The sequence below is a fragment of the Paenibacillus ginsengarvi genome, assembly GCF_003626695.1.
Lineage (GTDB): Bacteria > Bacillota > Bacilli > Paenibacillales > NBRC-103111 > Paenibacillus_AB > Paenibacillus_AB ginsengarvi.
Window position 1 is genome coordinate 13,828 of record NZ_RBAH01000038.1, and the last position, 22,687, is coordinate 36,514.

Annotated in this window: 22 protein-coding genes and 1 other annotated feature; all 22 genes read left to right on the forward strand. The window is 52.7% G+C overall.

Translation table 11 applies throughout. The annotated features are described in order from the left end of the window. The first annotated feature begins 129 nt into the window (after nt 1-129). The gene (gene epsC / locus D7M11_RS32725) at nt 130-813 is read left to right on the forward strand and encodes a serine O-acetyltransferase EpsC (RefSeq protein WP_120751482.1); all 684 of its coding nucleotides are present in this window, start codon (nt 130-132) and stop codon (nt 811-813) included. Further along, the gene (gene cysS / locus D7M11_RS32730; protein ID WP_120751483.1) at nt 794-2,191 is read left to right on the forward strand and encodes a cysteine--tRNA ligase; all 1,398 of its coding nucleotides are present in this window, start codon (nt 794-796) and stop codon (nt 2,189-2,191) included. Before epsC ends, cysS begins: the two co-directional genes overlap by 20 nt. Further along, nucleotides 2,188-2,622: a Mini-ribonuclease 3 gene (locus tag D7M11_RS32735; RefSeq protein WP_240041414.1), complete on the forward strand. Its 435-nt coding sequence runs from the start codon at nt 2,188-2,190 to the stop codon at nt 2,620-2,622. Before cysS ends, D7M11_RS32735 begins: the two co-directional genes overlap by 4 nt. Nucleotides 2,623-2,626: 4 nt before the next feature. Continuing rightward, the gene (gene rlmB, locus D7M11_RS32740) at nt 2,627-3,370 is read left to right on the forward strand and encodes a 23S rRNA (guanosine(2251)-2'-O)-methyltransferase RlmB (protein WP_120751484.1); all 744 of its coding nucleotides are present in this window, start codon (nt 2,627-2,629) and stop codon (nt 3,368-3,370) included. A 22-nt stretch (nt 3,371-3,392) separates the two neighbouring features. Continuing rightward, a complete protein-coding gene (locus D7M11_RS32745; RefSeq protein ID WP_120751485.1) occupies nt 3,393-3,905 on the forward strand; it encodes an NYN domain-containing protein in 513 nt (170 codons plus the stop codon). 94 nt (nt 3,906-3,999) lie between these two features. Next, complete coding sequence (gene sigH / locus D7M11_RS32750; protein ID WP_120751486.1) at nt 4,000-4,644, forward strand: RNA polymerase sporulation sigma factor SigH; 645 nt, start codon at nt 4,000-4,002, stop codon at nt 4,642-4,644. Between the two features lie 297 nt (nt 4,645-4,941). Continuing rightward, nucleotides 4,942-5,151, forward strand: coding sequence for a preprotein translocase subunit SecE (secE, locus tag D7M11_RS32755; RefSeq protein WP_120751487.1), 210 nt, complete (start codon nt 4,942-4,944; stop codon nt 5,149-5,151). 18 nt (nt 5,152-5,169) lie between these two features. Next, nucleotides 5,170-5,703 carry a transcription termination/antitermination protein NusG gene (gene nusG / locus D7M11_RS32760; RefSeq protein WP_120751488.1) on the forward strand — a complete coding sequence of 178 codons (534 nt, stop codon included), beginning with the start codon at nt 5,170-5,172 and terminating at the stop codon, nt 5,701-5,703. A 232-nt stretch (nt 5,704-5,935) separates the two neighbouring features. Next, a complete protein-coding gene (rplK, locus tag D7M11_RS32765) occupies nt 5,936-6,361 on the forward strand; it encodes a 50S ribosomal protein L11 (protein ID WP_120751489.1) in 426 nt (141 codons plus the stop codon). A 78-nt stretch (nt 6,362-6,439) separates the two neighbouring features. After that, on the forward strand, nt 6,440-7,132 hold the full coding sequence (gene rplA, locus D7M11_RS32770) for a 50S ribosomal protein L1 (RefSeq protein WP_120751490.1): 693 nt from the start codon (nt 6,440-6,442) through the stop codon (nt 7,130-7,132). 66 nt (nt 7,133-7,198) lie between these two features. Continuing rightward, nucleotides 7,199-7,363: a sequence feature (ribosomal protein L10 leader region), on the forward strand. A gap of 54 nt (nt 7,364-7,417) precedes the next feature. After that, nucleotides 7,418-7,924 carry a 50S ribosomal protein L10 gene (gene rplJ, locus D7M11_RS32775; protein WP_120751491.1) on the forward strand — a complete coding sequence of 169 codons (507 nt, stop codon included), beginning with the start codon at nt 7,418-7,420 and terminating at the stop codon, nt 7,922-7,924. A gap of 37 nt (nt 7,925-7,961) precedes the next feature. After that, entirely contained in the window at nt 7,962-8,324 is a 363-nt protein-coding gene (rplL, locus tag D7M11_RS32780) for a 50S ribosomal protein L7/L12 (protein WP_120751492.1), read from the forward strand. Nucleotides 8,325-8,405: 81 nt separating this feature from the next. After that, a complete protein-coding gene (locus D7M11_RS32785) occupies nt 8,406-9,002 on the forward strand; it encodes a class I SAM-dependent methyltransferase (RefSeq protein ID WP_120751493.1) in 597 nt (198 codons plus the stop codon). A 326-nt stretch (nt 9,003-9,328) separates the two neighbouring features. Then, entirely contained in the window at nt 9,329-12,883 is a 3,555-nt protein-coding gene (rpoB, locus tag D7M11_RS32790; protein ID WP_193556337.1) for a DNA-directed RNA polymerase subunit beta, read from the forward strand. 73 nt (nt 12,884-12,956) lie between these two features. Then, entirely contained in the window at nt 12,957-16,550 is a 3,594-nt protein-coding gene (rpoC, locus tag D7M11_RS32795) for a DNA-directed RNA polymerase subunit beta' (RefSeq protein WP_420818457.1), read from the forward strand. Nucleotides 16,551-16,647: 97 nt separating this feature from the next. Next, nucleotides 16,648-16,899: a 50S ribosomal protein L7ae-like protein gene (locus D7M11_RS32800; RefSeq protein WP_120751496.1), complete on the forward strand. Its 252-nt coding sequence runs from the start codon at nt 16,648-16,650 to the stop codon at nt 16,897-16,899. Between the two features lie 169 nt (nt 16,900-17,068). Beyond that, entirely contained in the window at nt 17,069-17,488 is a 420-nt protein-coding gene (rpsL, locus tag D7M11_RS32805; protein ID WP_120751497.1) for a 30S ribosomal protein S12, read from the forward strand. Between the two features lie 86 nt (nt 17,489-17,574). Next, nucleotides 17,575-18,045: a 30S ribosomal protein S7 gene (gene rpsG / locus D7M11_RS32810; RefSeq protein ID WP_120751498.1), complete on the forward strand. Its 471-nt coding sequence runs from the start codon at nt 17,575-17,577 to the stop codon at nt 18,043-18,045. A gap of 71 nt (nt 18,046-18,116) precedes the next feature. Beyond that, complete coding sequence (fusA, locus tag D7M11_RS32815; protein ID WP_120751499.1) at nt 18,117-20,189, forward strand: elongation factor G; 2,073 nt, start codon at nt 18,117-18,119, stop codon at nt 20,187-20,189. A 33-nt stretch (nt 20,190-20,222) separates the two neighbouring features. Then, nucleotides 20,223-21,413: an elongation factor Tu gene (gene tuf / locus D7M11_RS32820; RefSeq protein ID WP_120751500.1), complete on the forward strand. Its 1,191-nt coding sequence runs from the start codon at nt 20,223-20,225 to the stop codon at nt 21,411-21,413. A 281-nt stretch (nt 21,414-21,694) separates the two neighbouring features. Next, nucleotides 21,695-22,003 carry a 30S ribosomal protein S10 gene (gene rpsJ / locus D7M11_RS32825; RefSeq protein ID WP_006212922.1) on the forward strand — a complete coding sequence of 103 codons (309 nt, stop codon included), beginning with the start codon at nt 21,695-21,697 and terminating at the stop codon, nt 22,001-22,003. A gap of 37 nt (nt 22,004-22,040) precedes the next feature. Beyond that, entirely contained in the window at nt 22,041-22,667 is a 627-nt protein-coding gene (gene rplC, locus D7M11_RS32830) for a 50S ribosomal protein L3 (RefSeq protein WP_120751501.1), read from the forward strand. Nucleotides 22,668-22,687: the final 20 nt, after the last annotated feature.

Sequence of the window (22,687 nt, forward strand, 5' to 3'; positions counted from 1 at the left end):
CGCGTATATACGTCTCTGCAGCCTAGTGCTGCAGCGGCGTTTTTTTGTTGTTGCATCAGTTTGGCCAATTAAGCTCCGGCGTTGTTTTCGGTCGCTGTGCGGGGCTAACGAAAGAAAGCAGGTGAGTGCATGTTCCGCAGCATGAAATCGGATATTCAGGCCATTAAGGATAACGACCCGGCCGCGCGCGGCACATTCGAGGTGTTGCTCACATACTCCGGTCTGCATGCCGTCTGGGCCCACCGTGTGGCTCACCGGTTTTATCGCAGAAAGTGGTTCACAGTTGCCCGTATGATCTCCCAATTCAGCCGGTTCATGACCGGCATTGAAATTCACCCGGGCGCCACCATCGGCAAAAGGCTGTTTATCGATCACGGCATGGGAGTTGTGATCGGAGAAACTTGCGAAATCGGCGACGACGTCGTATTGTATCAAGGAGTGACGTTAGGCGGAACGGGGAAGGAAACCGGCAAACGCCACCCCACGCTCGGCAATAACGTCGTTGTAGGAATGGGCGCCAAGGTGATGGGCTCATTCCAGGTAGGCGATAATTCGAAGGTTGGCGCGAACGCGGTCGTACTGAAGGAGGTGCCTCCTAACAGCACGGTCGTCGGCAACCCGGGCCGCATCGTCAAACGCGACGGAGTCAGTCTCAATAAGCTCGATCACGACAAGCTGCCGGACCCGCTGATCGAGCTGTTTCGGAATATGGAGAAGCAGATTGAACATTTAAAGAATGAGGTCGATCAGCTCAAGCAGGAGATGCATCGATCTAATGGAGGGATAGGATCTTATGAGTCTAAAGGTGTATAACACACTGACTCGCGCCAAGGAAACGTTCGTATCCATCGAGCCGGGCAAGGTAAACATGTACGTATGCGGCCCGACCGTATATGACTACATTCATATCGGCAACGCAAGGCCGGCTATATTCTTCGATGTCGTCAGACGATATTTGGAGATGACCGGCTACGAAGTCAATTATATCGTCAACTTTACCGATGTGGACGACAGGCTGATCAACAAGTCTGAGAAAACCGGAGAAACCGTACCGGAGATCGCTGACAAATATATAACGGCCTATCACGAGGATATCGACTCGCTCGGCGTACGCAAGGCGACTGCCAATCCGCGCGTGACGGAGCATATCGAAGAAATCGTGGCGCTTATCGGCGATTTGGTCGATAAAGGCTTTGCCTACGAGAGCGGCGGGGATGTTTATTTCCGCACTGAAAAATTCGCGGAATACGGCAAGCTGTCGCATCAAAATTTGCATGAGCTGCAATTCGGGATTCGCGTCGAGGTGGGTGAGCTCAAAGAAAACCCGCAGGACTTCGTGCTGTGGAAGGGCGCCAAGCCGGGCGAGATTTACTGGCCCAGCCCGTGGGGCGACGGCCGTCCCGGCTGGCACATCGAATGCTCCGCCATGGCGCGCAAATATTTGGGCGATACGCTCGATATTCACGGCGGCGGTCACGACCTGCAATTTCCGCACCACGAGTGCGAGATTGCCCAGTCGGAGTGCTCGACCGGCAAACCGCTGGCCAATTATTGGATGCATAACGGATATATTCATATCAACAATGAAAAAATGTCCAAATCGCTCGGCAACGGCATTAACGTGAGGCAACTTGTGAAGCAGGTGAAGCCGCAGTCGATTCGCTTCTTCTTCCTGTCGACCCATTACCGCAACCCGCTTAATTTCAGCGAGGAAGGACTGGAGCAGGCCATAGGCGGCCTCGAGCGGATTGAGAACGGCGTCGCCAATCTGCGCCACCGGATCAGCATTGCTCAGGATGGCGAAGTTGACGGGAGCGTGGCGGCGGCAATAGAGCGGATTCGGACCGAGTTCCGCGAGAAGATGGACGACGATTTCAATACGGCAGATGCGATCACGGCGGTGTTCGATCTGATAGCGGAGAGTAACACTTACTTGAAACGGGATGACGCCAATGTTTCTACGCTGAAACTGCTGCTGGAGACAATTCAGGAGTGGAACGGCGTTCTGGGCATACTAGCCGAAGAAGAGGAGCAACTGCTTGACGAAGAAGTCGAACAGCTGATCGTGGAGCGCACAGAGGCCCGCAAAAGCAAAAACTGGGCGCGGGCGGACGAAATCCGCGATTTGTTGACGGCACAGGGCATTCAACTGGAGGATACCCCCCAAGGACTGCGCTGGCGCCGGAAATGACGAATGACGGTGAGCCGCTAATGGATATGAACCTGTTTGTATATGAGCCGGCGAAGGATGCGCAGCAGCTTAATCCGCTCGTGCTTGCCTATATAGGGGATGCGGTATTCGAGATGGCGGTCAGGCAGTTCGTCATCTCGCGTCCGAATCATCGGCCGAATCATTTGCATCGCGAGGCGGTCAAGTTCGTGTCGGCCAAGGCGCAGGCAGCCGCTCTGCTGAAGCTGATGCCCCTGCTCTCGGCGGAGGAAACGGATATCGTCAAGCGGGGGCGCAACGCCAAGTCGGGATCGATTCCGAAAAACGCTGACGTGCTCGATTACCGCCACAGTACGGCTTTCGAATGCTTGATTGGATATTTGTATTATACGAAACGGTTCGATCGGCTCGGGGAGCTGCTCGCGCTGATCTTGGAAGGGCCGAGGGGATAACGAAATGGAAGAATGGATTGCCGGTAAACATTCCGTGCTGGAGGCGCTCCGGTCGGGACGTACGATTCATAAAATATGGATTGCCGAACAAGCGCAAAAGCATCATACATTGCCGATCGTGGCGGAGGCGAAAAAGCAAAACGTCGTCATCCAGTTTGCCGACAAGCGCAAGCTAGATCAGCTCGTCAGCGATGTGCCCCACCAGGGAGTTGTCGCTCAGGTAACGGCGCATGACTATGTGGAGGTAAGCGATTTGCTGGAACGGTCCCGCTCGCGGAACGAGGTGCCGTTTCTGCTTATTTTGGACGAGATCGAAGACCCGCACAACCTCGGTTCGATACTGCGAAGCGCCGACTGCACGGGGGCACACGGCGTTATTATTCCGAAACGCCGCTCGGTCGGTCTGACCGCCACCGTGTCGAAAACATCGGCGGGTGCGGTCGAATATGTGCCGGTTGCGCGCGTGACGAATATCGCCCAGACGATCGATTCGCTCAAAGAAGAGGGCGTTTGGGTGGCCGGTGCAGACGTAGAGGCAACCCAGCTCGTTTACGAGGCGGATTTTAAAATGCCGCTGGCTATCGTAATCGGCAACGAAAACCGCGGCATCGGCCGGCTGATCAAGGACAAATGCGATTTTCTCGTCAAGCTGCCGATGCACGGACAGATCAACTCGCTTAATGCTTCGGTTGCGGCTTCCGTATTCATGTACGAGGTCGTCCGCCAACGCGGCGCGGCCCGTTCGTAACCCGCCGGAACGATAAGGCGAGATGAAACAGGTTGTCATCGTTGACGGCTACAATATTATCGGGGCTTGGCCGGAGCTGAACAAGCTGAAGGATGTTAGCCTGGAGGATGCGAGGGACAGGCTGATCGATATGCTTGCCGATTATCAAGCCTACAAGGGCAACAAAGTGTATTTGGTATTTGACGCATACCGGGTTCCAGGACTCGGGGGCAAATACCGGCAGCGCAAAATCGAAGTGCTGTATACGCGGGAGAAAGAAACCGCCGATGAAAGAATCGAGAGACTGGTAGCGGATCTGAGAGGAAGAAGAGTGCAGATTCATGTCGCCACCTCCGACTCCGTCGAGCAGCACGTCACATTCGGCCAAGGGGCGCTCCGGCTGCCTGCGCGGGAACTGCTGTTTTCCATTAACGAAATCCGCAAAGAAATCCGCGTCAAAATTCAGGAGACGACCGCTCCGGCCAAAAATTCCCTGGACAGCAAACTGTCGGACGAGCTTCGCGAGAAGTTCGAAAAGTGGCGCCGCGGCTTGTAGGACGCGTGTTGACGATGTTAGATTACATAATGTATACTAGTCCTATCTTTTGTTGCTATAGCGCTAGCTTTAGCTTGCAGTCGGAGGGATACGGGTGAGCATCGACCTCAAAGAACTGAGAATGCATGAATATGACCTGATGTCCGACGAAGAAGTGGTCGAATCGGTCCGCATAGGCAACAGCGAAGCGCTTGAGTACTTGATCAACAAGTATAAAAATTTTGTTCGCGCCAAAGCCCGTTCCTACTTTCTGATTGGAGCCGACCGCGAGGACATTGTTCAGGAAGGCATGATCGGTCTCTACAAGTCGATCCGCGATTTTCGCGAGGACAAGCTCTCCACGTTTAAAGCTTTTGCCGAATTGTGTATTACCCGGCAAATTATAACCGCGATCAAAACCGCCACAAGGCAAAAACATATCCCGTTAAACTCCTATGTTTCCCTGGACAAGCCCATCTACGATGAAGATTCGGACCGGACGCTGCTGGATGTCATATGCGGCACACGCGTTACCGACCCGGAGGAGCTTATTATTAACCAGGAGGAATTCAGCGGGCTTGAAGACAAAATGGGCGAAATTCTGAGCGATCTTGAGCGCAAGGTGCTTATGCTTTATCTGGATGGGCGATCCTATCAAGAAATCGCCGTCGATCTGGACCGTCATGTGAAATCGATCGACAATGCCCTGCAACGGGTCAAGCGAAAGCTGGAGAGGTACTTGGAAGTACGCGACGTATAAGAGACATTCTCTCATCCGCCTTAGAGGAGCGAGGAATGTCTTTTTTTTGTTGCCATCCCGCAGCGCCCTCTGCCAAATGTTAGTTTCCGAGAAATGCGGCAACCTCATCTCTCGCGGCAAGTGTTTACAATCGCGGCGCGTTGGCAATGCTTGTAGGAGCGACCGGGCGCGGCACACACGAGGGCGTTTTCTTGACACGTCTTGAAGTCTATGATAAATTAGTTCAGGTAGCCCTATTTTCGGGATTTTTTTTGTTATGTCGCGAATACGGCTAGCCGCAGGTTTGGAGGGGTAATCGTGGCGTTTTTGCAAAGAATGAAGCAAGGCTTCGGCTCGACGTTTTCCTTCTTCTCCGACAGTTGGGCGGAACTCAAGAAGGTCAAATGGCCAACCCGCAAGGAGCTCATCAGCTACACACTCGTAGTTCTGGTAACTTGTGCGTTTATGACCATCTATTTTTGGGTAATCGACCTCGGGCTGAGCGAAATCCTGCGCCTGTTCGACTGATGGGAGCTGGGTGACGATATGGAAAAAAGATGGTACGTCGTACATACCTATTCTGGGTATGAAAACAAAGTAAAAGCGAACTTGGAAAAACGCGTCGAATCGATGAACATGCAGGACAAAATTTTCCGCGTTCTCGTCCCGATGGAGGAAGAGATCGTCAACAAGGACGGCAAGAAAAAAACCGTCATGCGGAAAGTATATCCCGGTTATGTTCTCGTCGAGATGATTCAGACGGACGATTCCTGGTATGTCGTTCGCAATACGCCGGGTGTAACCGGATTTGTCGGCTCGACCGGGTCCGGCTCGAAACCGACTGCGCTATTGCCGGAAGAAGTCGATGCGATCCTGAAGCATATGGGGATCGAGAATCCGAAACCGAAGATCGACTTCGAACTCAAGGAAACGGTTCGGGTCAAGGTTGGTCCATTCGCGAACTTCGTCGGCACGGTTGAAGATATTTTGGTCGACAAGTCGAAACTGAAAGTACACGTCAACATGTTTGGGCGGGAAACCCCGCTTGAGTTGGAATATACTCAAGTGGAAAAAATATAAGTCTTTCTTGATCGAAGCAATTCGGGGTTGCTGGACCGCTTTTTAGAGGTGAAAAGCCTTGCGAAATCGGGAAGTTGATGCCGGATGCCTGACAGTCCGATTTCTAAAGTAGAAGCGGATCGCAGACGATCGTATTGGTTTCCGGGTCTATTCTGGAATAGGGTAGGCCTAACTCGTGGGAGGTGCCGCAAGGCCCCGCTCGCACCACATTCAAGCTAGGGAGGTGCAAACCATGGCTAAAAAGGTTATTAAAGTGGTCAAACTGCAAGTTTCGGCAGGGAAAGCGAATCCGGCGCCGCCTATCGGTCCGGCACTCGGTCAAGCAGGGGTCAACATTATGGCTTTCTGTAAAGAGTTCAATGCTCGTACCGCCGATCAAGTAGGCTTGATCATTCCGGTTGTCATTACGGTATTCGAGGACCGCTCGTTCACATTCGAAACGAAAACTCCTCCGGCTGCTGTCTTGCTTCGCGTTGCCGCCAAGATCGAAAAAGGATCGGGCGAACCGAACAAGAAAAAAGTCGCTACCGTGAAGCGTGACGTTGTTCGTCAAATCGCCGAACAAAAAATGCAAGACCTCAACGCAGCTTCCGTCGAAGCAGCAATGCGGATGATCGAAGGTACTGCTCGCAGCATGGGCGTTACGATCCAAGACTAATCTTTTTGCTTTTCTGCGGTTTGTATCCGCAGATGTGGGAGGATTTTCCGCTAACACCACAAAAGGAGGACAATTGACATGGCAAAACGCGGTAAGAAATACCAAGAAGCTGTCAAACTGGTCAATTCCGATGCCAGCTACGAGCCGGCAGAAGCGATCGACCTCGTGAAAAAAGCAGCTGCTGCCAAGTTCGACGAAACCGTCGAAGTGGCCGTTCGTCTCGGGGTTGACCCGAAGAAGCAAGACCAAGCCGTCCGCGGCGTAGTCGTACTTCCGAACGGTACAGGCAAAACGAAGCGTGTTCTCGTGTTCGCGAAAGGCGATAAGGCGAAAGAAGCCGAAGCAGCCGGCGCGGATTTCGTAGGGGACCAAGATTTGATCAATAAAATCCAACAAGGCTGGTTCGATTTCGATGTCTGCGTAGCTACGCCGGACATGATGAGCGAAGTCGGTAAACTCGGTCGTCTGCTCGGGGGCAAAGGCCTTATGCCGAACCCGAAGGCAGGTACGGTAACGTTTGACGTGGCGAATGCCGTGAAGGAAATCAAGGCAGGTAAAATCGAGTATCGTCTCGACCGCGCCGGACAAATTCACGCGCCAATCGGCAAAGTATCGTTCGGTGCCGAGCAGCTGCAAGAAAACTTCCGCACCCTTGTGGAAGCTCTTGTTCGCGCCAAGCCGGCAGCAGCGAAAGGCGTATACTTGCGCAACATCGCCGTTTCGTCGACGATGGGGCCTAGCGTACGCGTTAACCCGCAAACATTCAGATAATCCGTTCTCGGCAAACATTTGCCATTTGCATTTTGCAAACGAACGTGGTAATCTGTTTAGGGTTTATGAAAACGAATATGTTAACCGTAGACAGTAGGTGCCGAGAGGCTTAAACATACCTACCGAGGTGTTACGATACAGCCTGGTTTTATTTTTTCGGCTTTCGAAGAAATAAGCAGGAAACGTCATGCCTCCGTCTATTGCTGGGCGGAGGCATTTTTATGTCTGACACCGACCGGAAACATAAACAGCCAAGCGAAGCCAGTTTACAGGAGGTGTATCAACATGCCAAACGCTAATATTCTTCAAGAGAAACAACAAGTCGTTTCCGAGGTTGCAGCGAAACTCCGTGAAAGCACGAGCACGATCGTAGCGGACTATCGCGGTCTGAACGTAGCTCAAGTAACGGAGCTCCGCAAACGTCTTCGCGAAGCGGGCGTCGATTTCCAAGTGCTTAAGAACACTTTGGTTCGCCGCGCTACAGTTGAAGCGGAACTGACGGATCTCAACGAGGTTCTTACTGGCCCCACGGCCGTGGCTTTCAGCCCGGACGCTGTAGCGGCAGCTAAAATCTTGAACGAATTCGCCAAGAAGAACGATGCGCTGAAAGTTAAAGGCGGCGTAGTAGAAGGCCGCGTCATTGACGTGGACCAAGTGAAGGCGCTGGCGGAACTTCCTTCCCGCGAAGGACTTCTGTCCATGCTCCTCAGCGTGCTCCAAGCGCCGATCCGCAACTTCGCGCTTGCAGTTAAAGCTGTATCGGAAAAACAAGAGGGCGGAGCGCAAGCTTAAGCCTTACTCTATCTAACCAAAAACGGAGGGTACACTCATGAGCAAAGAGCAAATCTTGGAAGCCATTAAAGGCATGTCCGTTCTTGAACTGAACGATCTCGTTAAAGCAATCGAAGAAGAATTCGGCGTAACGGCTGCTGCACCGGTAGCGGTTGTAGCTGGCGGCGCAGTTGCTGAAGTAGAAGAGCAAACGGAATTCGACGTTATTCTCCTCGAAGCCGGCGCTTCCAAAATCAACGTTATCAAAGTCGTTCGCGAAATTACGGGTCTCGGCCTGAAAGAAGCGAAAGACCTCGTTGACGGCGCACCGAAGCCGATCAAAGAGAAAATTTCCAAAGCTGACGCCGATGCGATCAAAGCTAAGCTTGAAGAAGCTGGCGCTAAAGTAGACGTTAAGTAATTTCGGCTTGGAACCAAAGATCCCCTTTGGAGCTTTCGCTTCAAGGGGGATCTTTTTTAGCGAATAGGAGGTCATCTGATCATGACAGAACATTACTATTCGAAGAAGCCGTCTACAGCGAGCGATCGTAGAGAGATCCAGGTCAACCTTCGGGGGACGGCGCTTCGCTTCGTTACAGACAGCGGTGTATTTTCCAAGCAGGATCTCGACTTTGGAAGCCGGCTGCTTATCGAAACGATGGATATCGCGGAAACGGACGAAGTGCTCGATGTCGGCTGCGGGTACGGTCCGATCGGTTTGGCTGCGGCTACGCTTGCGACCCGGGGCCGAGTGACGATGGTTGATATTAATGAAAGAGCCGTCGAGCTGTCCCGAGAGAATGCGAAACGGAACGGGATTACGGGTGTAGAGATCATGCAAAGCGATCTGTTTGAACGTCTGGGGGACCGAACGTTTACGAAAATTTTGACGAATCCGCCGATCCGGGCTGGGAAGCAGGTTGTGCATCAAATTTTTGAGCAGGCCTGGCATCACCTTGTGAAAGGGGGACAATTGTGGATTGTCATCCAGAAGAAGCAGGGGGCGCCGTCGGCGCTTGCGAAGCTGGAGGCCTTGTTCGAAACGGTGCGGGAGGCGGATAAGGATAAAGGTTACCGCATCTACTGCGCAACGAAATAGCCGAAACGGGATATTGGCTGAAATTTTGACGAAACGCCCGAGTAAGTTGTATTTGACTCGCGCCATCCATTGTGGTAATATTATATAATGTCAGTATTAAGATGGGTGCCATGTCTTTATTTCGCTAAAATGTCAAGTGGTTTTTTTAAACAAGACGAATAATTTTGGCGAATGAAGTATAATGTTCGCATTTTGAGGAAAATCTACTTAAATGTGAACATTGGGAAGCTGCCACGTTTGCCGCAGAAAAAAGGTCTCTCTGCCATGCCGCAAGGCTTTTGACGAGGCTTTTCTTCTTTTTTGCTTTCTGGTTTTTTCAAGTCGATGTGAGGGGTGAAGGAAAGTTGGCGGGTCATACTGTTCAATACGGACGACGCAATCGCAGAACGTACGCACGGATAGAGGAAGTGCTGGAAGTCCCGAACTTGATCGAAATTCAACAAAAATCGTACCAGTGGTTTTTGGATGAAGGTTTGCGCGAGATGTTTCAGGATATTTCGCCGATTCAGGATTTCACGGGCAATTTGGTGCTGGAATTCATCGATTACAGCTTGGGTGAGCCGAAATATACCGTCGATGATTCGAAGGAACGTGATGTCACGTACGCTGCTCCGCTGCGCGTCAAGGTGCGTTTAATCAATAAAGAAACCGGCGAGGTGAAGGAGCAGGAAGTGTTCATGGGCGATTTCCCGCTCATGACGGAAACCGGTACCTTTATTATTAACGGTGCCGAACGGGTCATCGTCAGTCAGCTCGTTCGTTCCCCCAGTGTTTATTTTAGCACAAAAGTCGACAAAAACGGCAAGAAAAGTTACACGGCTACTGTGATTCCGAACCGGGGTGCTTGGCTTGAGCTGGAAACGGATGCTAAGGACATTGTGTACGTGCGGATCGACCGGACGCGGAAAATTCCGGTAACCGTTCTGCTGCGCGCACTCGGCTTCGGTTCCGATGCGGAAATTATCGACCTGCTCGGGGACAGCGAGTATATTCGCAATACGCTCGACAAGGACAACACCGATACGACGGATAAAGCGCTGATCGAAATTTACGAGCGTCTCCGTCCGGGCGAGCCTCCTACGCTCGACAATGCGAAGAGCCTCCTGATTGCCCGTTTCTTCGATCCGAAACGCTACGATCTGGCGAATGTCGGTCGATATAAAATCAACAAAAAGCTTCATATCAAAAACCGCTTGTTCAATCAGCGGCTTGCGGAAACGCTGGCCAATCCGGAGACAGGTGAAATTATCGCGGAAGCGGGCCAAGTGCTGGACCGGCGTCTGCTCGATCAAATTTTGCCCGACCTCGAGAAAAACGTCGGCTTCGTCGAATTTGGCGTAAGCGGCGGCGTTCTGGATGTGGACCGTGTTCCGCTGCAATCGATCAACGTATATTCTCCTTTGGAAGAAGGCAAGGTAGTCAAGGTCATCTCCAACGGAGTTATTGATAAATCAGTCAAAAACATTACGCCGGCGGACATCATCGCTTCGATCAACTACTTTATGAATCTGCTGCACGGCATCGGAAGCACGGACGATATCGACCACTTGGGCAACAGAAGACTTCGTTCTGTAGGGGAACTTCTGCAGAACCAGTTCCGTATCGGCTTGTCCCGTATGGAGCGCGTCGTTCGCGAGAGAATGTCGATCCAGGATGCCAACGTCATTACGCCGCAGGCGCTGATTAACATTCGTCCGGTTATTGCATCGATTAAAGAGTTTTTCGGCAGCTCGCAGCTGTCGCAGTTTATGGATCAGACGAACCCGCTTGCCGAGCTTACGCACAAGCGCCGTTTGTCCGCGCTCGGTCCGGGCGGCTTGACGCGGGAGCGCGCGGGCATGGAAGTTCGCGACGTTCACCATTCCCACTACGGCCGGATGTGCCCGATCGAAACGCCTGAAGGTCCGAACATCGGTCTCATCAACTCGCTTTCGACGTTTGCCCGCATTAACGATTACGGCTTTATCGAGGCGCCTTACCGTTGGGTCGATCCGAAGACGGGTGCAGTGACGACTCAGATCGCTTACCTGACGGCGGACGAAGAAGATAATTACGTAATCGCCCAGGCGAACGCCGAACTTACGGAAGAAGGCACGTTTGCCAACGATACGGTTATCGTTCGTTACAAGGATGACATTCTTACGCTGCCGAAAGAACGCGTTGACTATATGGACGTATCGCCGAAGCAGGTTGTTTCAGTCGCGACTGCGCTCATTCCGTTTCTTGAAAATGACGACTCGAACCGCGCCCTGATGGGATCGAACATGCAGCGCCAGGCCGTTCCGCTGCTCATTCCGAAGGCGCCGCTCGTCGGCACGGGAATGGAGCACAAAAGCGCGAAAGACTCCGGCGTTTGCGTGGTCAGCAAACACGACGGCATCGTTGAACGCGTATCCGCGAACGAGGTATGGGTACGCCGCCGCGAAATGGTCGACGGTCGTCTTGTAGAAGGCGATTTGATCAAGCATAAGCTTCACAAGTTCATCCGTTCCAACCAAGGGACGTGCGTCAACCAGCGTCCAATCGTGCGTAAAGGCGAGATTATCAAAGTCGGCGACATTCTGGCTGACGGCCCGTCGACCGAACAAGGGGAACTGGCTCTCGGACGGAACGTAGTCGTTGCCTTTATGACATGGGAAGGCTACAACTACGAGGATGCGATCCTGCTCAGCCAGAAGCTGGTCAAGGAAGACGTTTATACGTCGATTCACATCGAAGAATACGAGTCCGAAGCGCGCGATACGAAGCTCGGGCCCGAAGAAATCACACGCGATATACCGAACGTTGGCGAAGACGCGCTGCGTAATCTCGACGAGCGGGGCATTATCCGCGTAGGCGCGGAGATCGGCGCCGGCGATATTCTTGTAGGTAAGGTAACGCCGAAGGGCGTAACCGAGCTGACGGCCGAAGAACGCCTGCTGCATGCCATCTTCGGGGAGAAAGCGCGCGAAGTTCGCGATACGTCGCTCCGCGTGCCTCACGGTACGGACGGTATTGTCGTCGATGTCAAAGTATTTACGCGCGAGAACGGCGACGAATTGCCGCCGGGCGTCAACCAGCTCGTTCGTGTTTATATTGCCCAAAAACGTAAAATATCCGAAGGCGACAAAATGGCAGGACGACACGGCAACAAGGGCGTAATTGCGCGCATTTTGCCGGAAGAGGATATGCCGTTCCTGCCGGACGGCACACCGGTTCAGGTCGTGCTGAACCCGCTCGGGGTTCCGTCGCGGATGAACATCGGTCAGGTGCTCGAGGTGCATCTCGGCATGGCCGCGCTTCGTCTCGGCATTCATACCGCAACGCCGGTATTCGACGGCGCGCGCGAGTACGACGTGTTCGACACGATGGAAGAGTCGGGCATGCAGCGTAACGGGAAAACGATATTGTACGACGGACGCACCGGCGAACCGTTCGAGCGGGAAGTTACAGTCGGCGTCATGTATATGATCAAACTCGCGCACATGGTCGACGATAAAATCCATGCGCGCTCCACGGGTCCTTACTCGCTCGTTACGCAGCAGCCGCTCGGTGGTAAAGCGCAGTTCGGCGGACAGCGTTTCGGGGAGATGGAAGTGTGGGCGCTGGAAGCATACGGCGCCGCCTATACGCTGCAAGAAATATTGACTGTTAAGTCCGATGACGTCGTCGGCCGCGTCAAAACGTACGAGTCGATCGTCAAGGGCGAGAACGTACCGGAGCCTGGCGTTCCGGAATCGTTCAAAGTACTAATCAAAGAGCTGCAAAGCTTAGGCATGGACGTCAAGATTTTGTCGGAGAACGAAGAGGAGATCGAGATGAAGGAACTGGACGACGAAGACGACGTTTCCGGCGACAAGCTCAATCTAAACTTGGAAGGCTCCGAAGCGGGCATCGAATGATTAGGCGTATCGCCTTTAGCTGCGCAAACTGGAGGAGGGTTGCTCCATGCTCGACGTAAACAATTTCGAGTACATGAAAATAGGTCTCGCTTCGCCGGAGAAAATCCGTTCTTGGTCGCGGGGAGAAGTCAAAAAACCGGAAACGATCAACTACCGGACACTCAAACCGGAAAAAGAAGGCCTGTTTTGCGAAAAAATATTCGGACCAACAAAAGACTGGGAATGCCACTGCGGCAAATACAAGCGTGTCCGTTACAAAGGCGTCGTTTGTGATCGCTGCGGCGTCGAAGTAACGCGCGCCAAAGTGCGCCGCGAACGTATGGGCCATATCGAACTGGCCGCTCCCGTCTCGCATATTTGGTACTTCAAAGGCATTCCGAGCCGGATGGGTCTGGCTCTCGACATGTCTCCACGTTCGCTGGAAGAGATCATTTACTTCGCATCATATGTTGTAACCGATCCGGGGGATACGCCTCTGGAGAAAAAACAGCTGTTGTCCGAGAAAGAATACCGCAGCTATCGCGAGAAGTACGGCTATGCGTTCCAGGCAAGCATGGGAGCGGAAGCGGTGAAGAAGCTTCTTCAGGACATCGACATCGACAAAGAAGTCGACACGCTGAAGGAAGAGCTGCGCACGGCCCAAGGCCAGCGCCGCAACCGTGCGATCAAGCGTCTTGAAGTCATGGAAGCATTCCGCAACTCCGGCAACGAGCCGGAATGGATGGTGCTCGATGTGCTTCCGGTCATTCCGCCCGAGCTGCGGCCGATGGTTCAGCTGGACGGGGGACGTTTCGCAACGTCCGACTTGAACGACTTGTACCGCCGTGTTATCAACCGGAACAATCGGCTGAAGCGTCTGCTCGACCTCGGAGCTCCCGACATTATCGTGCAAAACGAAAAACGGATGCTCCAGGAAGCTGTCGACGCTCTGATCGACAATGGTCGCCGCGGTCGTCCGGTAACCGGTCCGGGCAACCGTCCGCTGAAATCGCTCAGCCATATGCTGAAAGGGAAGCAAGGCCGTTTCCGGCAAAATCTGCTCGGCAAACGCGTTGACTATTCCGGACGTTCCGTTATCGTTGTAGGACCGAGCCTTAAAATGTATCAGTGCGGGCTGCCGAAGGAAATGGCGCTTGAGCTGTTCAAACCGTTCGTCATGAAGGAGCTTGTCAACAAAGGACTCGCTCATAATATTAAAAGCGCGAAGCGCAAGGTCGAGCGCGTCAGTCCCGAGGTATGGGACGTGCTCGAAGAAGTCATCAAGGAGCACCCGGTGCTGTTGAACCGTGCGCCTACGCTTCACCGTCTTGGCATCCAGGCGTTTGAGCCGATCCTTGTCGAAGGCCGCGCCATTAAGCTGCATCCGCTCGTATGTACGGCTTACAACGCCGACTTCGACGGAGACCAGATGGCCGTTCACGTTCCGCTTTCGGCCGAGGCGCAAGCCGAAGCGCGCATCCTGATGTTGGCATCGGGCAATATTTTGAACCCGAAAGACGGCAAGCCGGTCGTTACGCCTTCGCAGGACATGGTTCTCGGCAGCTTTTACTTGACGATGGACAATCCGAATGCGACGGGGACGGGTTTGATTTTCCGCGACGTAGCAGAAGCCGTATCCGCCTATCAGCGCGGAGCCGCATCGCTCCATGCGCGTGTGGCCATTCCGGCAAGAGTGCTGGATAAAGCCAGCTTTACGCCTGAGCAGCAAAATGCGCTGCTTGTTACGACGGTTGGCAAAATCATCTTTAACGAAATATTCCCGAGCGATTTCCCGTATATCAATGAAGCGACCAAAGCGAATTTGTTCGGCGGGATTTCCGACGAGTATTTCATCTTCAAAAAAGGGGTAGACGTTCGCGAGTTCATCATGAACATTCCGTCGCGCGGCGCGGTCGGCAAAGATTATCTCGGTACGATTATCGGGGAATGCTTCCGCATATACCACACGACGAAGACGTCCGTCATCCTTGACCGGATCAAGCAAAACGGCTTTACGTACTCGACTCGTGCCGGTATTACGGTTGCGGTATCTGACGTTACCGTTCCGAAGGAAAAGGAGATTATCCTAGCCGAATCCGAGGAGAGAGTCAGAGTCGTCATGCAGCAATACCGCCGTGGTCTCATTACCGAAGACGAGCGCTACGACAAAGTTATCTCGATCTGGGGCGAAACGAAGGAACGCATTACCGAAGTTCTCATGAAGTCGCTCGACAAGTTCAATTCCATCATGATGATGGTGGAATCGAAGGCGCGGGGTAACAAATCGCAGATTACGCAACTCGGCGGTATGCGCGGACTCATGGCTACGCCATCGGGCCGGATCTACGAGCTTCCGATCAAATCGAACTTCCGCGAAGGCCTGACAGTTCTCGAGTACTTTATCTCGACGCACGGCGCACGGAAAGGTTTGGCGGATACGGCGCTTCGGACAGCCGACTCGGGTTACTTGACTCGCCGTCTCGTCGACGTGGCGCAAGACGTTATCGTTCGCGAAGAAGATTGCGGTACCGATAAAGGCTTTGTCGTCAGCAAAATCCAGGACGGTAAAGAAGTTATCGAGGATCTGTACGACCGTATCGAAGGCCGCTATTCGTTCGAAACGGTGCGTCATCCGAAGACGGGTGAAGTTATCGTCGGTCGCAATGAGCTGATCGAAGCTACGAAGGCGGATGCGATTATCGCCGCCGGCGTCGAAAAACTGCAAATCCGTTCCGTTCTTAGCTGCCGGACGCAGCATGGCGTGTGCAAAAAGTGCTACGGGCGCAACCTGGCTACCGGCACCCATGTCGAGATCGGTGAAGCTGTCGGCATTATCGCCGCTCAGTCGATCGGCGAGCCGGGTACCCAACTGACGATGCGTACGTTCCATACCGGCGGCGTTGCCGGAGACGACATTACGCAAGGTTTGCCGCGGATTCAGGAGCTGTTCGAAGCGCGTAACCCGAAAGGGCAAGCGACGATCTCCGAAATCGACGGCAAGGTCAAAGATATTCGCGAAGCGAAAGACCGCCGCGAAATCGAGATCGAAGGCGAAGCCGAGTCGAAAGTATATTCGGTTACGTACGGATCGCGTATTCGCGCGACGGTCGGCCAGCATATCGAAGCCGGCGACGAGCTGACGGAAGGCTCGATCGACCCGAAAGAGATGCTGCGCATCAAAGGGATCCGCGGCGTACAGAACTACATTTTGCAGGAAGTACAGCGCGTTTACCGGAACCAGGGCGTTGAGATCAACGACAAGCATATCGAGATCATGATTCGCCAGATGCTGCGCAAAATTCGCATTATCGACAGCGGAAGCACGGTGCTGTTGCCAGGCTCCTTCGTCGATATGCACGAATACGAAGCGGCGAACCGTAACGTTCTGTTCTCTGGCGAAGAGCCAGCAGTGGCGAAACCGGTGCTGCTCGGGATTACGAAAGCGTCGCTCGAAACCGACTCGTTCCTGTCGGCCGCTTCCTTCCAGGAAACGACCCGCGTCCTGACCGATGCGGCGATCAAAGGAAAAGTCGATCAGCTGCTCGGCCTGAAGGAAAACGTCATTATCGGCAAGCTCATCCCGGCCGGTACGGGCATGTCCCGCTATCGGAATATCAAGGTGAACGATCCGAATATGACGGAGCCGCTGTCCGAAGATCAGCTGGAAACAGTCGCCGTCGAATCGTAAAGCTTTCGTTCTTGACATCGAATGGGCCGTAATGCTAAACTATCAAAGTATGTGCCGAGAGCTCCGTTTTCACTCCTGAACTTTGGAGGATAGCGAGATGTCTTATGATAAAGTGAAACAGGCTGAAAACATTTCGATAGGCACGAAGCAGACGACAAAGATGGTGGAGCTTGGAAAAGCTTCGGAAGTATTTGTCGCGGAAGACGCAGATCCGAGAATGACAGCGAAGATCGTGAACCTTTGCAAGAAGTTGGGGGTTCAGGTGACATATGTCGAGTCGATGAAGCAGCTTGGAAAAGCGTGTGGAATCGAAGTGGGTGCGGCTACAGCCGCCATAGTAAACGAATAAACAAGAAGCTGCGGTCCGTGAGGACGCGCACTTACTACCTACGTTTTTGTCGCCTGCGAAGGCGGGCGGCAAAAACATTTCGTTTGCCTAAACGTGAACCACCTGGATCTGTGGGCTTGAATCGAAAGCACGGTGTTCGAAGGCTAATCAAGGGGAAGGAGGTGGCGACATGCCAACTATTAACCAATTGGTACGTAAAGGTCGCAAAGCGAAAATCACGAAATCGAAATCGCCTGCTCTTCAAAGAGGGTTTAACGCTCTGAAGCGCGAGCAAACCGACATCAGCGCTCCGCAAAAACGCGGTGTTTGCACTCGTGTAGGTACGATGACGCCGAAGAAACCGAACTCCGCTCTGCGGAAATATGCTCGGGTACGCTTGACGAACCGGGTCGAGGTTACGGCTTACATTCCGGGTATCGGACACAACCTGCAAGAGCACAGCGTGGTACTGATCCGTGGTGGCCGGGTTAAGGATCTTCCGGGTGTACGTTACCATATCGTTCGCGGCGCTCTGGATACGTCCGGCGTCAACAACCGGAAACAAGCTCGATCCAAGTACGGAACGAAACGTCCGAAAGTGAAGAAATAAGCAGAACTTGATCGGGCCGGGCGATGCCGGGCGCGCTTCATAGAGGATGCCAAAATGGATGAAACTCGCAAGAAAGGGGGATAACTATGCCTCGTAAAGGTCCAGTACCAAAAAGAGACGTATTGCCAGATCCGATTTATAGCAGCAAGCTTGTTACCCGACTCATCAATCGTATTATGATCGATGGGAAACGTGGGGTTGCGCAAACGATTTTGTACAATTCGTTCAACCTGATCAAAGACCGTTCCGGCAAAGAGCCTATGGAAGTTTTCGAGCAGGCGATCAAGAACATCATGCCTGTACTCGAAGTTAAAGCTCGCCGCGTCGGCGGATCGAACTACCAAGTTCCGGTTGAAGTTAAGCCGGAGCGCCGTACTGCGCTTGGACTTCGTTGGCTCGTGCACTACTCGCGTCTTCGCGGCGAGAAAACGATGGAAGAGCGTCTGGCTGCCGAGATCATGGACGCCAGCAACAACACCGGCGCTTCCGTGAAGAAACGGGAAGACACGCACAAAATGGCCGAAGCTAACAAAGCATTCGCGCATTATCGCTGGTAATTTGCTAGAAAGGCTTCTTCGGGAGTCTTTCTACATAAACCCAAGTGAACATCCAGAAAGGAGAAGGTTATATGCCAAGAGAGTTCTCCTTAGCAAAGACACGCAACATCGGGATTATGGCGCATATCGATGCCGGCAAAACGACTACCACCGAACGGATTCTGTTTTTCACAGGCCGTACCCACAAAATCGGCGAAGTGCATGAAGGTGCAGCGACGATGGACTGGATGGAGCAAGAACAAGAGCGCGGAATTACGATTACGTCCGCCGCTACGACTTGCCAGTGGAAAGAACACCGGGTTAACATTATCGATACGCCTGGACACGTAGACTTCACGGTTGAAGTAGAACGTTCCCTGCGCGTGCTTGACGGTGCGGTTGGGGTATTCAGCGCCAAAGAGGGCGTTGAGCCACAATCCGAGACCGTTTGGAGACAAGCTGACCGTTATGGCGTACCTCGTGTTGCGTATGTCAATAAGATGGATATCATCGGCGCCGATTTCTTGGGCGTAATTGACCAAATGCGCGACCGTTTGAAAGCCAATGCGGTAGCTATCCAACTTCCGATCGGAGCCGAGGCCGATTTCAAAGGCATCATCGATCTGGTTGAGCAAGTCGCTTTCATTTTCAAAGACGATCAAGGCAAGTTCGAAAAAGAAGAAATCCCAGCCGAGTTTATGGACAAGGTTGCGGAGCTTCGCACCGAGCTTGTTGAGAAAGTCGCCGAGCTTGACGAAGAGCTGACGATGAAATATTTGGAGGGAGAAGAAATCTCCATTCCGGAAATCAAAGCGGCTCTGCGCAAAGGCGTGTGCGAAGTGAAAATCTTCCCGGTCATTTGCGGTTCGTCTTACAAAAACAAAGGGGTTCAGCTTATGCTGGACGCTGTTGTTGATTACTTGCCGGCTCCGATCGACGTACCGGATATTCGCGGGACGCTCGAAGACGGAACGGAAGTCGTTCGTAAATCGAGCGACGCAGAGCCGTTCTCGGCACTTGCGTTCAAAATCGCGACAGACCCTTATGTTGGTAAGCTCACGTTTTTCCGCGTTTACTCTGGCGTTCTCGTTTCCGGCTCTTACGTGCTTAATGCAACGAAGGGCAAGCGCGAACGGATCGGCCGTATTCTTCAGATGCATGCGAACAGCCGTCAAGAAATCAGCGAAGTTTACTCCGGTGATATCGCGGCTGCCGTTGGTCTGAAAGATACGATTACGGGCGACACGCTTTGCGACGAGAAGAACCCTGTAATTCTGGAGTCGATGAACTTCCCGGAACCGGTTATCAGCATCGCTGTAGAACCGAAGACGAAAGCCGACCAGGACAAGATGGGCGTTGCCCTCTCCAAGCTGGCTGAAGAAGATCCGACCTTCCGTTATTACACAGACGAAGAAACGGGCCAGACGATAATCCAAGGTATGGGCGAGCTCCACTTGGAAATCATTGTTGACCGTATGCTTCGCGAATTCAAAGTCGAAACGAACGTCGGTAAGCCGCAAGTTGCTTATCGCGAAACGTTCCGCTCCCCGGCGAAAGTCGAAGGAAAGTTTGTCCGTCAGTCCGGCGGTCGCGGTCAATACGGTCACGTATGGATCGAGTTCGAGCCGCTTGAACCGGGTACAGGCTTCAAATTCGAAAACAAAATCGTTGGCGGCGTAGTACCAAGAGAGTACGTTCCTGCTGTTCAAGCCGGTATCGAAGAATCGATGAAAAACGGCGTTCTCGCCGGATATCCGCTCGTGGACTTGCTTGCCCGTATTGTTGACGGCTCCTACCACGATGTCGACTCCAGTGAAATGGCGTTTAAAATCGCAGGTTCGATGGCGCTTAAAGCAGCTAAGGATAAATGTAATCCGGCGATTCTTGAGCCTATCATGAAAGTGGAAGTAACTGTTCCGGACGAGTACATGGGCGACGTAATGGGCGACCTGAACTCCCGCCGCGGCCGTATCGAAGGTATGGATTCCCGCGCTGGCGCTCAAGTAATCCGTTCGAAAGTACCGCTCGCCGAAATGTTCGGCTACTCCACAACGCTTCGCTCGCGTACGCAAGGACGCGGCGTATATTCGATGGAAATTTCCCACTATGAAGAAGTGCCTAAGAGCATTGCAGAAGAAATTATTGCAAAGAACAAGGGCGCATAATCATATCTCATATATTAAGGAGGAATTGTTGTCATGGCAAAAGCTAAATTTGAACGTAATAAGCCGCACGTTAACATTGGTACGATCGGTCACGTTGACCATGGTAAAACTACGCTGACGGCTGCAATCACTACGGTTCTGGCTAAGAAATACGGCGGTACGGCTTTCGCATTCGATCAAATCGATAAAGCTCCTGAAGAGCGCGAGCGTGGTATTACGATTTCGACTTCCCACGTTGAATATGAAACTCCTAACCGTCACTACGCACACGTTGACTGCCCAGGACACGCCGACTATGTTAAAAACATGATCACTGGTGCTGCTCAAATGGACGGAGCGATCCTGGTTGTATCCGCAGCTGACGGCCCTATGCCGCAAACTCGCGAGCACATCCTGCTCTCCCGCCAAGTAGGCGTTCCTTACATTGTCGTATTCATGAACAAATGCGACATGGTGGAAGACGAAGAGCTCCTCGAGCTGGTTGAAATGGAAATCCGCGACCTGCTCAGCGAATATGAATTCCCGGGTGACGACACGCCGATCATCCGCGGTTCTGCTCGCGAAGCTTTGCAAAATCCGGAAGGCGAATGGGCTAACAAAATCGTTGAGCTCTTCGAACAAGTTGACACTTACATCCCAACTCCTGAGCGCGCAACTGACAAGCCTTTCTTGATGCCTGTCGAGGACGTGTTCACGATCACTGGCCGTGGTACGGTTGCTACTGGTCGCGTAGAGCGCGGAACTGTTAAAGTCGGCGAAGAAATCGAAATCGTCGGTCTGGCTGAAGAAACTCGCAAATCGGTTGTTACCGGCGTTGAAATGTTCCGTAAATTGCTCGACTCCGCTCAAGCGGGCGACAACATCGGCGCATTGCTCCGTGGTGTTGACCGTAAAGACATCGAGCGCGGCCAAGTTTTGGCTAAGCCGGGTTCGGTTAAGCCTCACACGAACTTCACCGCTCAAATCTACGTTCTGACCAAAGAAGAAGGTGGCCGTCATAAGCCTTTCTTCACAGGTTACCGTCCGCAGTTCTACTTCCGGACAACTGACGTAACGGGCATCATCAACCTGCCGGAAGGTACGGAAATGGTTATGCCGGGCGACAACATCGAAGTTACGGTTGAGCTGATCTCCCCGATCGCTATCGAGCAAGGCACGAAGTTCGCTATTCGCGAAGGCGGCCGTACGGTAGGCGCAGGCGCAGTTGCTACAATCGTGAAGTAAGCTTCTATATAATAGAAGAAACAGTCCTCGGCGGAAACGCCGGGGGCTTTCTTTTCTCAGGCTGGATACCGTCAAGAGACCGGTATCCCTGTTTTTGAAAATTTCCGTGAAAATTTCTTGCATTCCATCCCGATTTTTTATATAATAGTGAGCGTTGGTCTGTGACGTCGCGATGATGCGAGAGGTTGCTGACACACCCGGCCCCTTTGCCATGGTGGGATGTCAGGGGATTTTCGCGGAGTATGTCCGATACAAATTGGGCGATAAAAGGAGGGAACAGTATGGCAAAGCAAAAGATTCGTATCCGCTTGAAGGCTTACGATCACAGAGTGCTCGATCAATCCGCAGAAAAAATCGTCGAAACGGCGAAACGTTCCGGTGCAGGTGTATCCGGTCCGATTCCACTTCCGACGGAAAAGCAAATCATTACGATTTTGCGCGCGGTACACAAGTACAAGGATTCCAGAGAACAGTTCGAAATGCGCACACATAAGCGTCTGATCGACATCGTGAATCCGACTCCGCAAACGGTCGATGCTTTGATGCGTCTCGATCTGCCATCCGGTGTAGATATCGAAATCAAGCTGTAATAAAAACATGCATTAGCAGAAGAAAAGAGGTGTCAACATGAAAGGTATCTTAGGAAAAAAGCTGGGCATGACTCAGTTGTTCGCCACAGACGGTACGGTTACTCCGGTAACAGTTATCCAAGTAGGCCCTTGCGTCGTACTGCAAAAGAAAGACCAGGATAACGACGGCTACGAAGCGATCCAAATCGGCTTCGACGATGCGAAAGAAAAGAACTCTACGAAACCTGCACTTGGCCATGTCAAGAAAGCAGGCACCGGACCTAAGCGCTACATTAAAGAGATTCGTGGCGCAAACCTGAGCGAGTATGAAGTTGGCCAGGAACTCAAAGCCGATCTCTTCGCCGAAGGCGAGTATGTTGACGTGACGGGAACTTCCAAAGGTAAAGGTACAGCCGGTGCAATTAAACGTTGGGGCTTCTCCCGCGGACCGATGGCTCACGGCTCGAAATATCATCGCGGCGCAGGCTCTCAAGCTATTGCCCGTACAAGTAACAAAGTGCCGAAAGGCAAAAAGAATGCCGGTCGTATGGGAAACGAAACGATTACGATCCAAAAGCTGCAAGTTGTGAAAGTCGATGCGGACCGCAACGTCATTCTGGTTAAAGGCTCCATTCCGGGACCTAGAAACAGCTATGTCAGCGTGAAGTCGACTATCAAGCAATAAGATAGCAGGAAAGGAGGAAC

Excerpts from the sequence above, each read along its gene's own strand:
- epsC (WP_120751482.1), top strand. The coding sequence starts at position 130 with ATGTTCCGCAGCATGAAATCGGATATTCAGGCCATTAAGGATAACGAC.
- cysS (WP_120751483.1), top strand. The coding sequence starts at position 794 with ATGAGTCTAAAGGTGTATAACACACTGACTCGCGCCAAGGAAACGTTC.
- D7M11_RS32735 (WP_240041414.1), top strand. The coding sequence starts at position 2,188 with ATGACGAATGACGGTGAGCCGCTAATGGATATGAACCTGTTTGTATAT.
- rlmB (WP_120751484.1), top strand. The coding sequence starts at position 2,627 with ATGGAAGAATGGATTGCCGGTAAACATTCCGTGCTGGAGGCGCTCCGG.
- D7M11_RS32745 (WP_120751485.1), top strand. The coding sequence starts at position 3,393 with ATGAAACAGGTTGTCATCGTTGACGGCTACAATATTATCGGGGCTTGG.
- nusG (WP_120751488.1), top strand. The coding sequence starts at position 5,170 with ATGGAAAAAAGATGGTACGTCGTACATACCTATTCTGGGTATGAAAAC.
- rplK (WP_120751489.1), top strand. The coding sequence starts at position 5,936 with ATGGCTAAAAAGGTTATTAAAGTGGTCAAACTGCAAGTTTCGGCAGGG.
- rplA (WP_120751490.1), top strand. The coding sequence starts at position 6,440 with ATGGCAAAACGCGGTAAGAAATACCAAGAAGCTGTCAAACTGGTCAAT.
- rplJ (WP_120751491.1), top strand. The coding sequence starts at position 7,418 with ATGCCAAACGCTAATATTCTTCAAGAGAAACAACAAGTCGTTTCCGAG.
- rplL (WP_120751492.1), top strand. The coding sequence starts at position 7,962 with ATGAGCAAAGAGCAAATCTTGGAAGCCATTAAAGGCATGTCCGTTCTT.
- D7M11_RS32785 (WP_120751493.1), top strand. The coding sequence starts at position 8,406 with ATGACAGAACATTACTATTCGAAGAAGCCGTCTACAGCGAGCGATCGT.
- rpoC (WP_420818457.1), top strand. The coding sequence starts at position 12,957 with ATGAAAATAGGTCTCGCTTCGCCGGAGAAAATCCGTTCTTGGTCGCGG.
- D7M11_RS32800 (WP_120751496.1), top strand. The coding sequence starts at position 16,648 with ATGTCTTATGATAAAGTGAAACAGGCTGAAAACATTTCGATAGGCACG.
- rpsL (WP_120751497.1), top strand. The coding sequence starts at position 17,069 with ATGCCAACTATTAACCAATTGGTACGTAAAGGTCGCAAAGCGAAAATC.
- rpsG (WP_120751498.1), top strand. The coding sequence starts at position 17,575 with ATGCCTCGTAAAGGTCCAGTACCAAAAAGAGACGTATTGCCAGATCCG.
- fusA (WP_120751499.1), top strand. The coding sequence starts at position 18,117 with ATGCCAAGAGAGTTCTCCTTAGCAAAGACACGCAACATCGGGATTATG.
- tuf (WP_120751500.1), top strand. The coding sequence starts at position 20,223 with ATGGCAAAAGCTAAATTTGAACGTAATAAGCCGCACGTTAACATTGGT.
- rpsJ (WP_006212922.1), top strand. The coding sequence starts at position 21,695 with ATGGCAAAGCAAAAGATTCGTATCCGCTTGAAGGCTTACGATCACAGA.
- rplC (WP_120751501.1), top strand. The coding sequence starts at position 22,041 with ATGAAAGGTATCTTAGGAAAAAAGCTGGGCATGACTCAGTTGTTCGCC.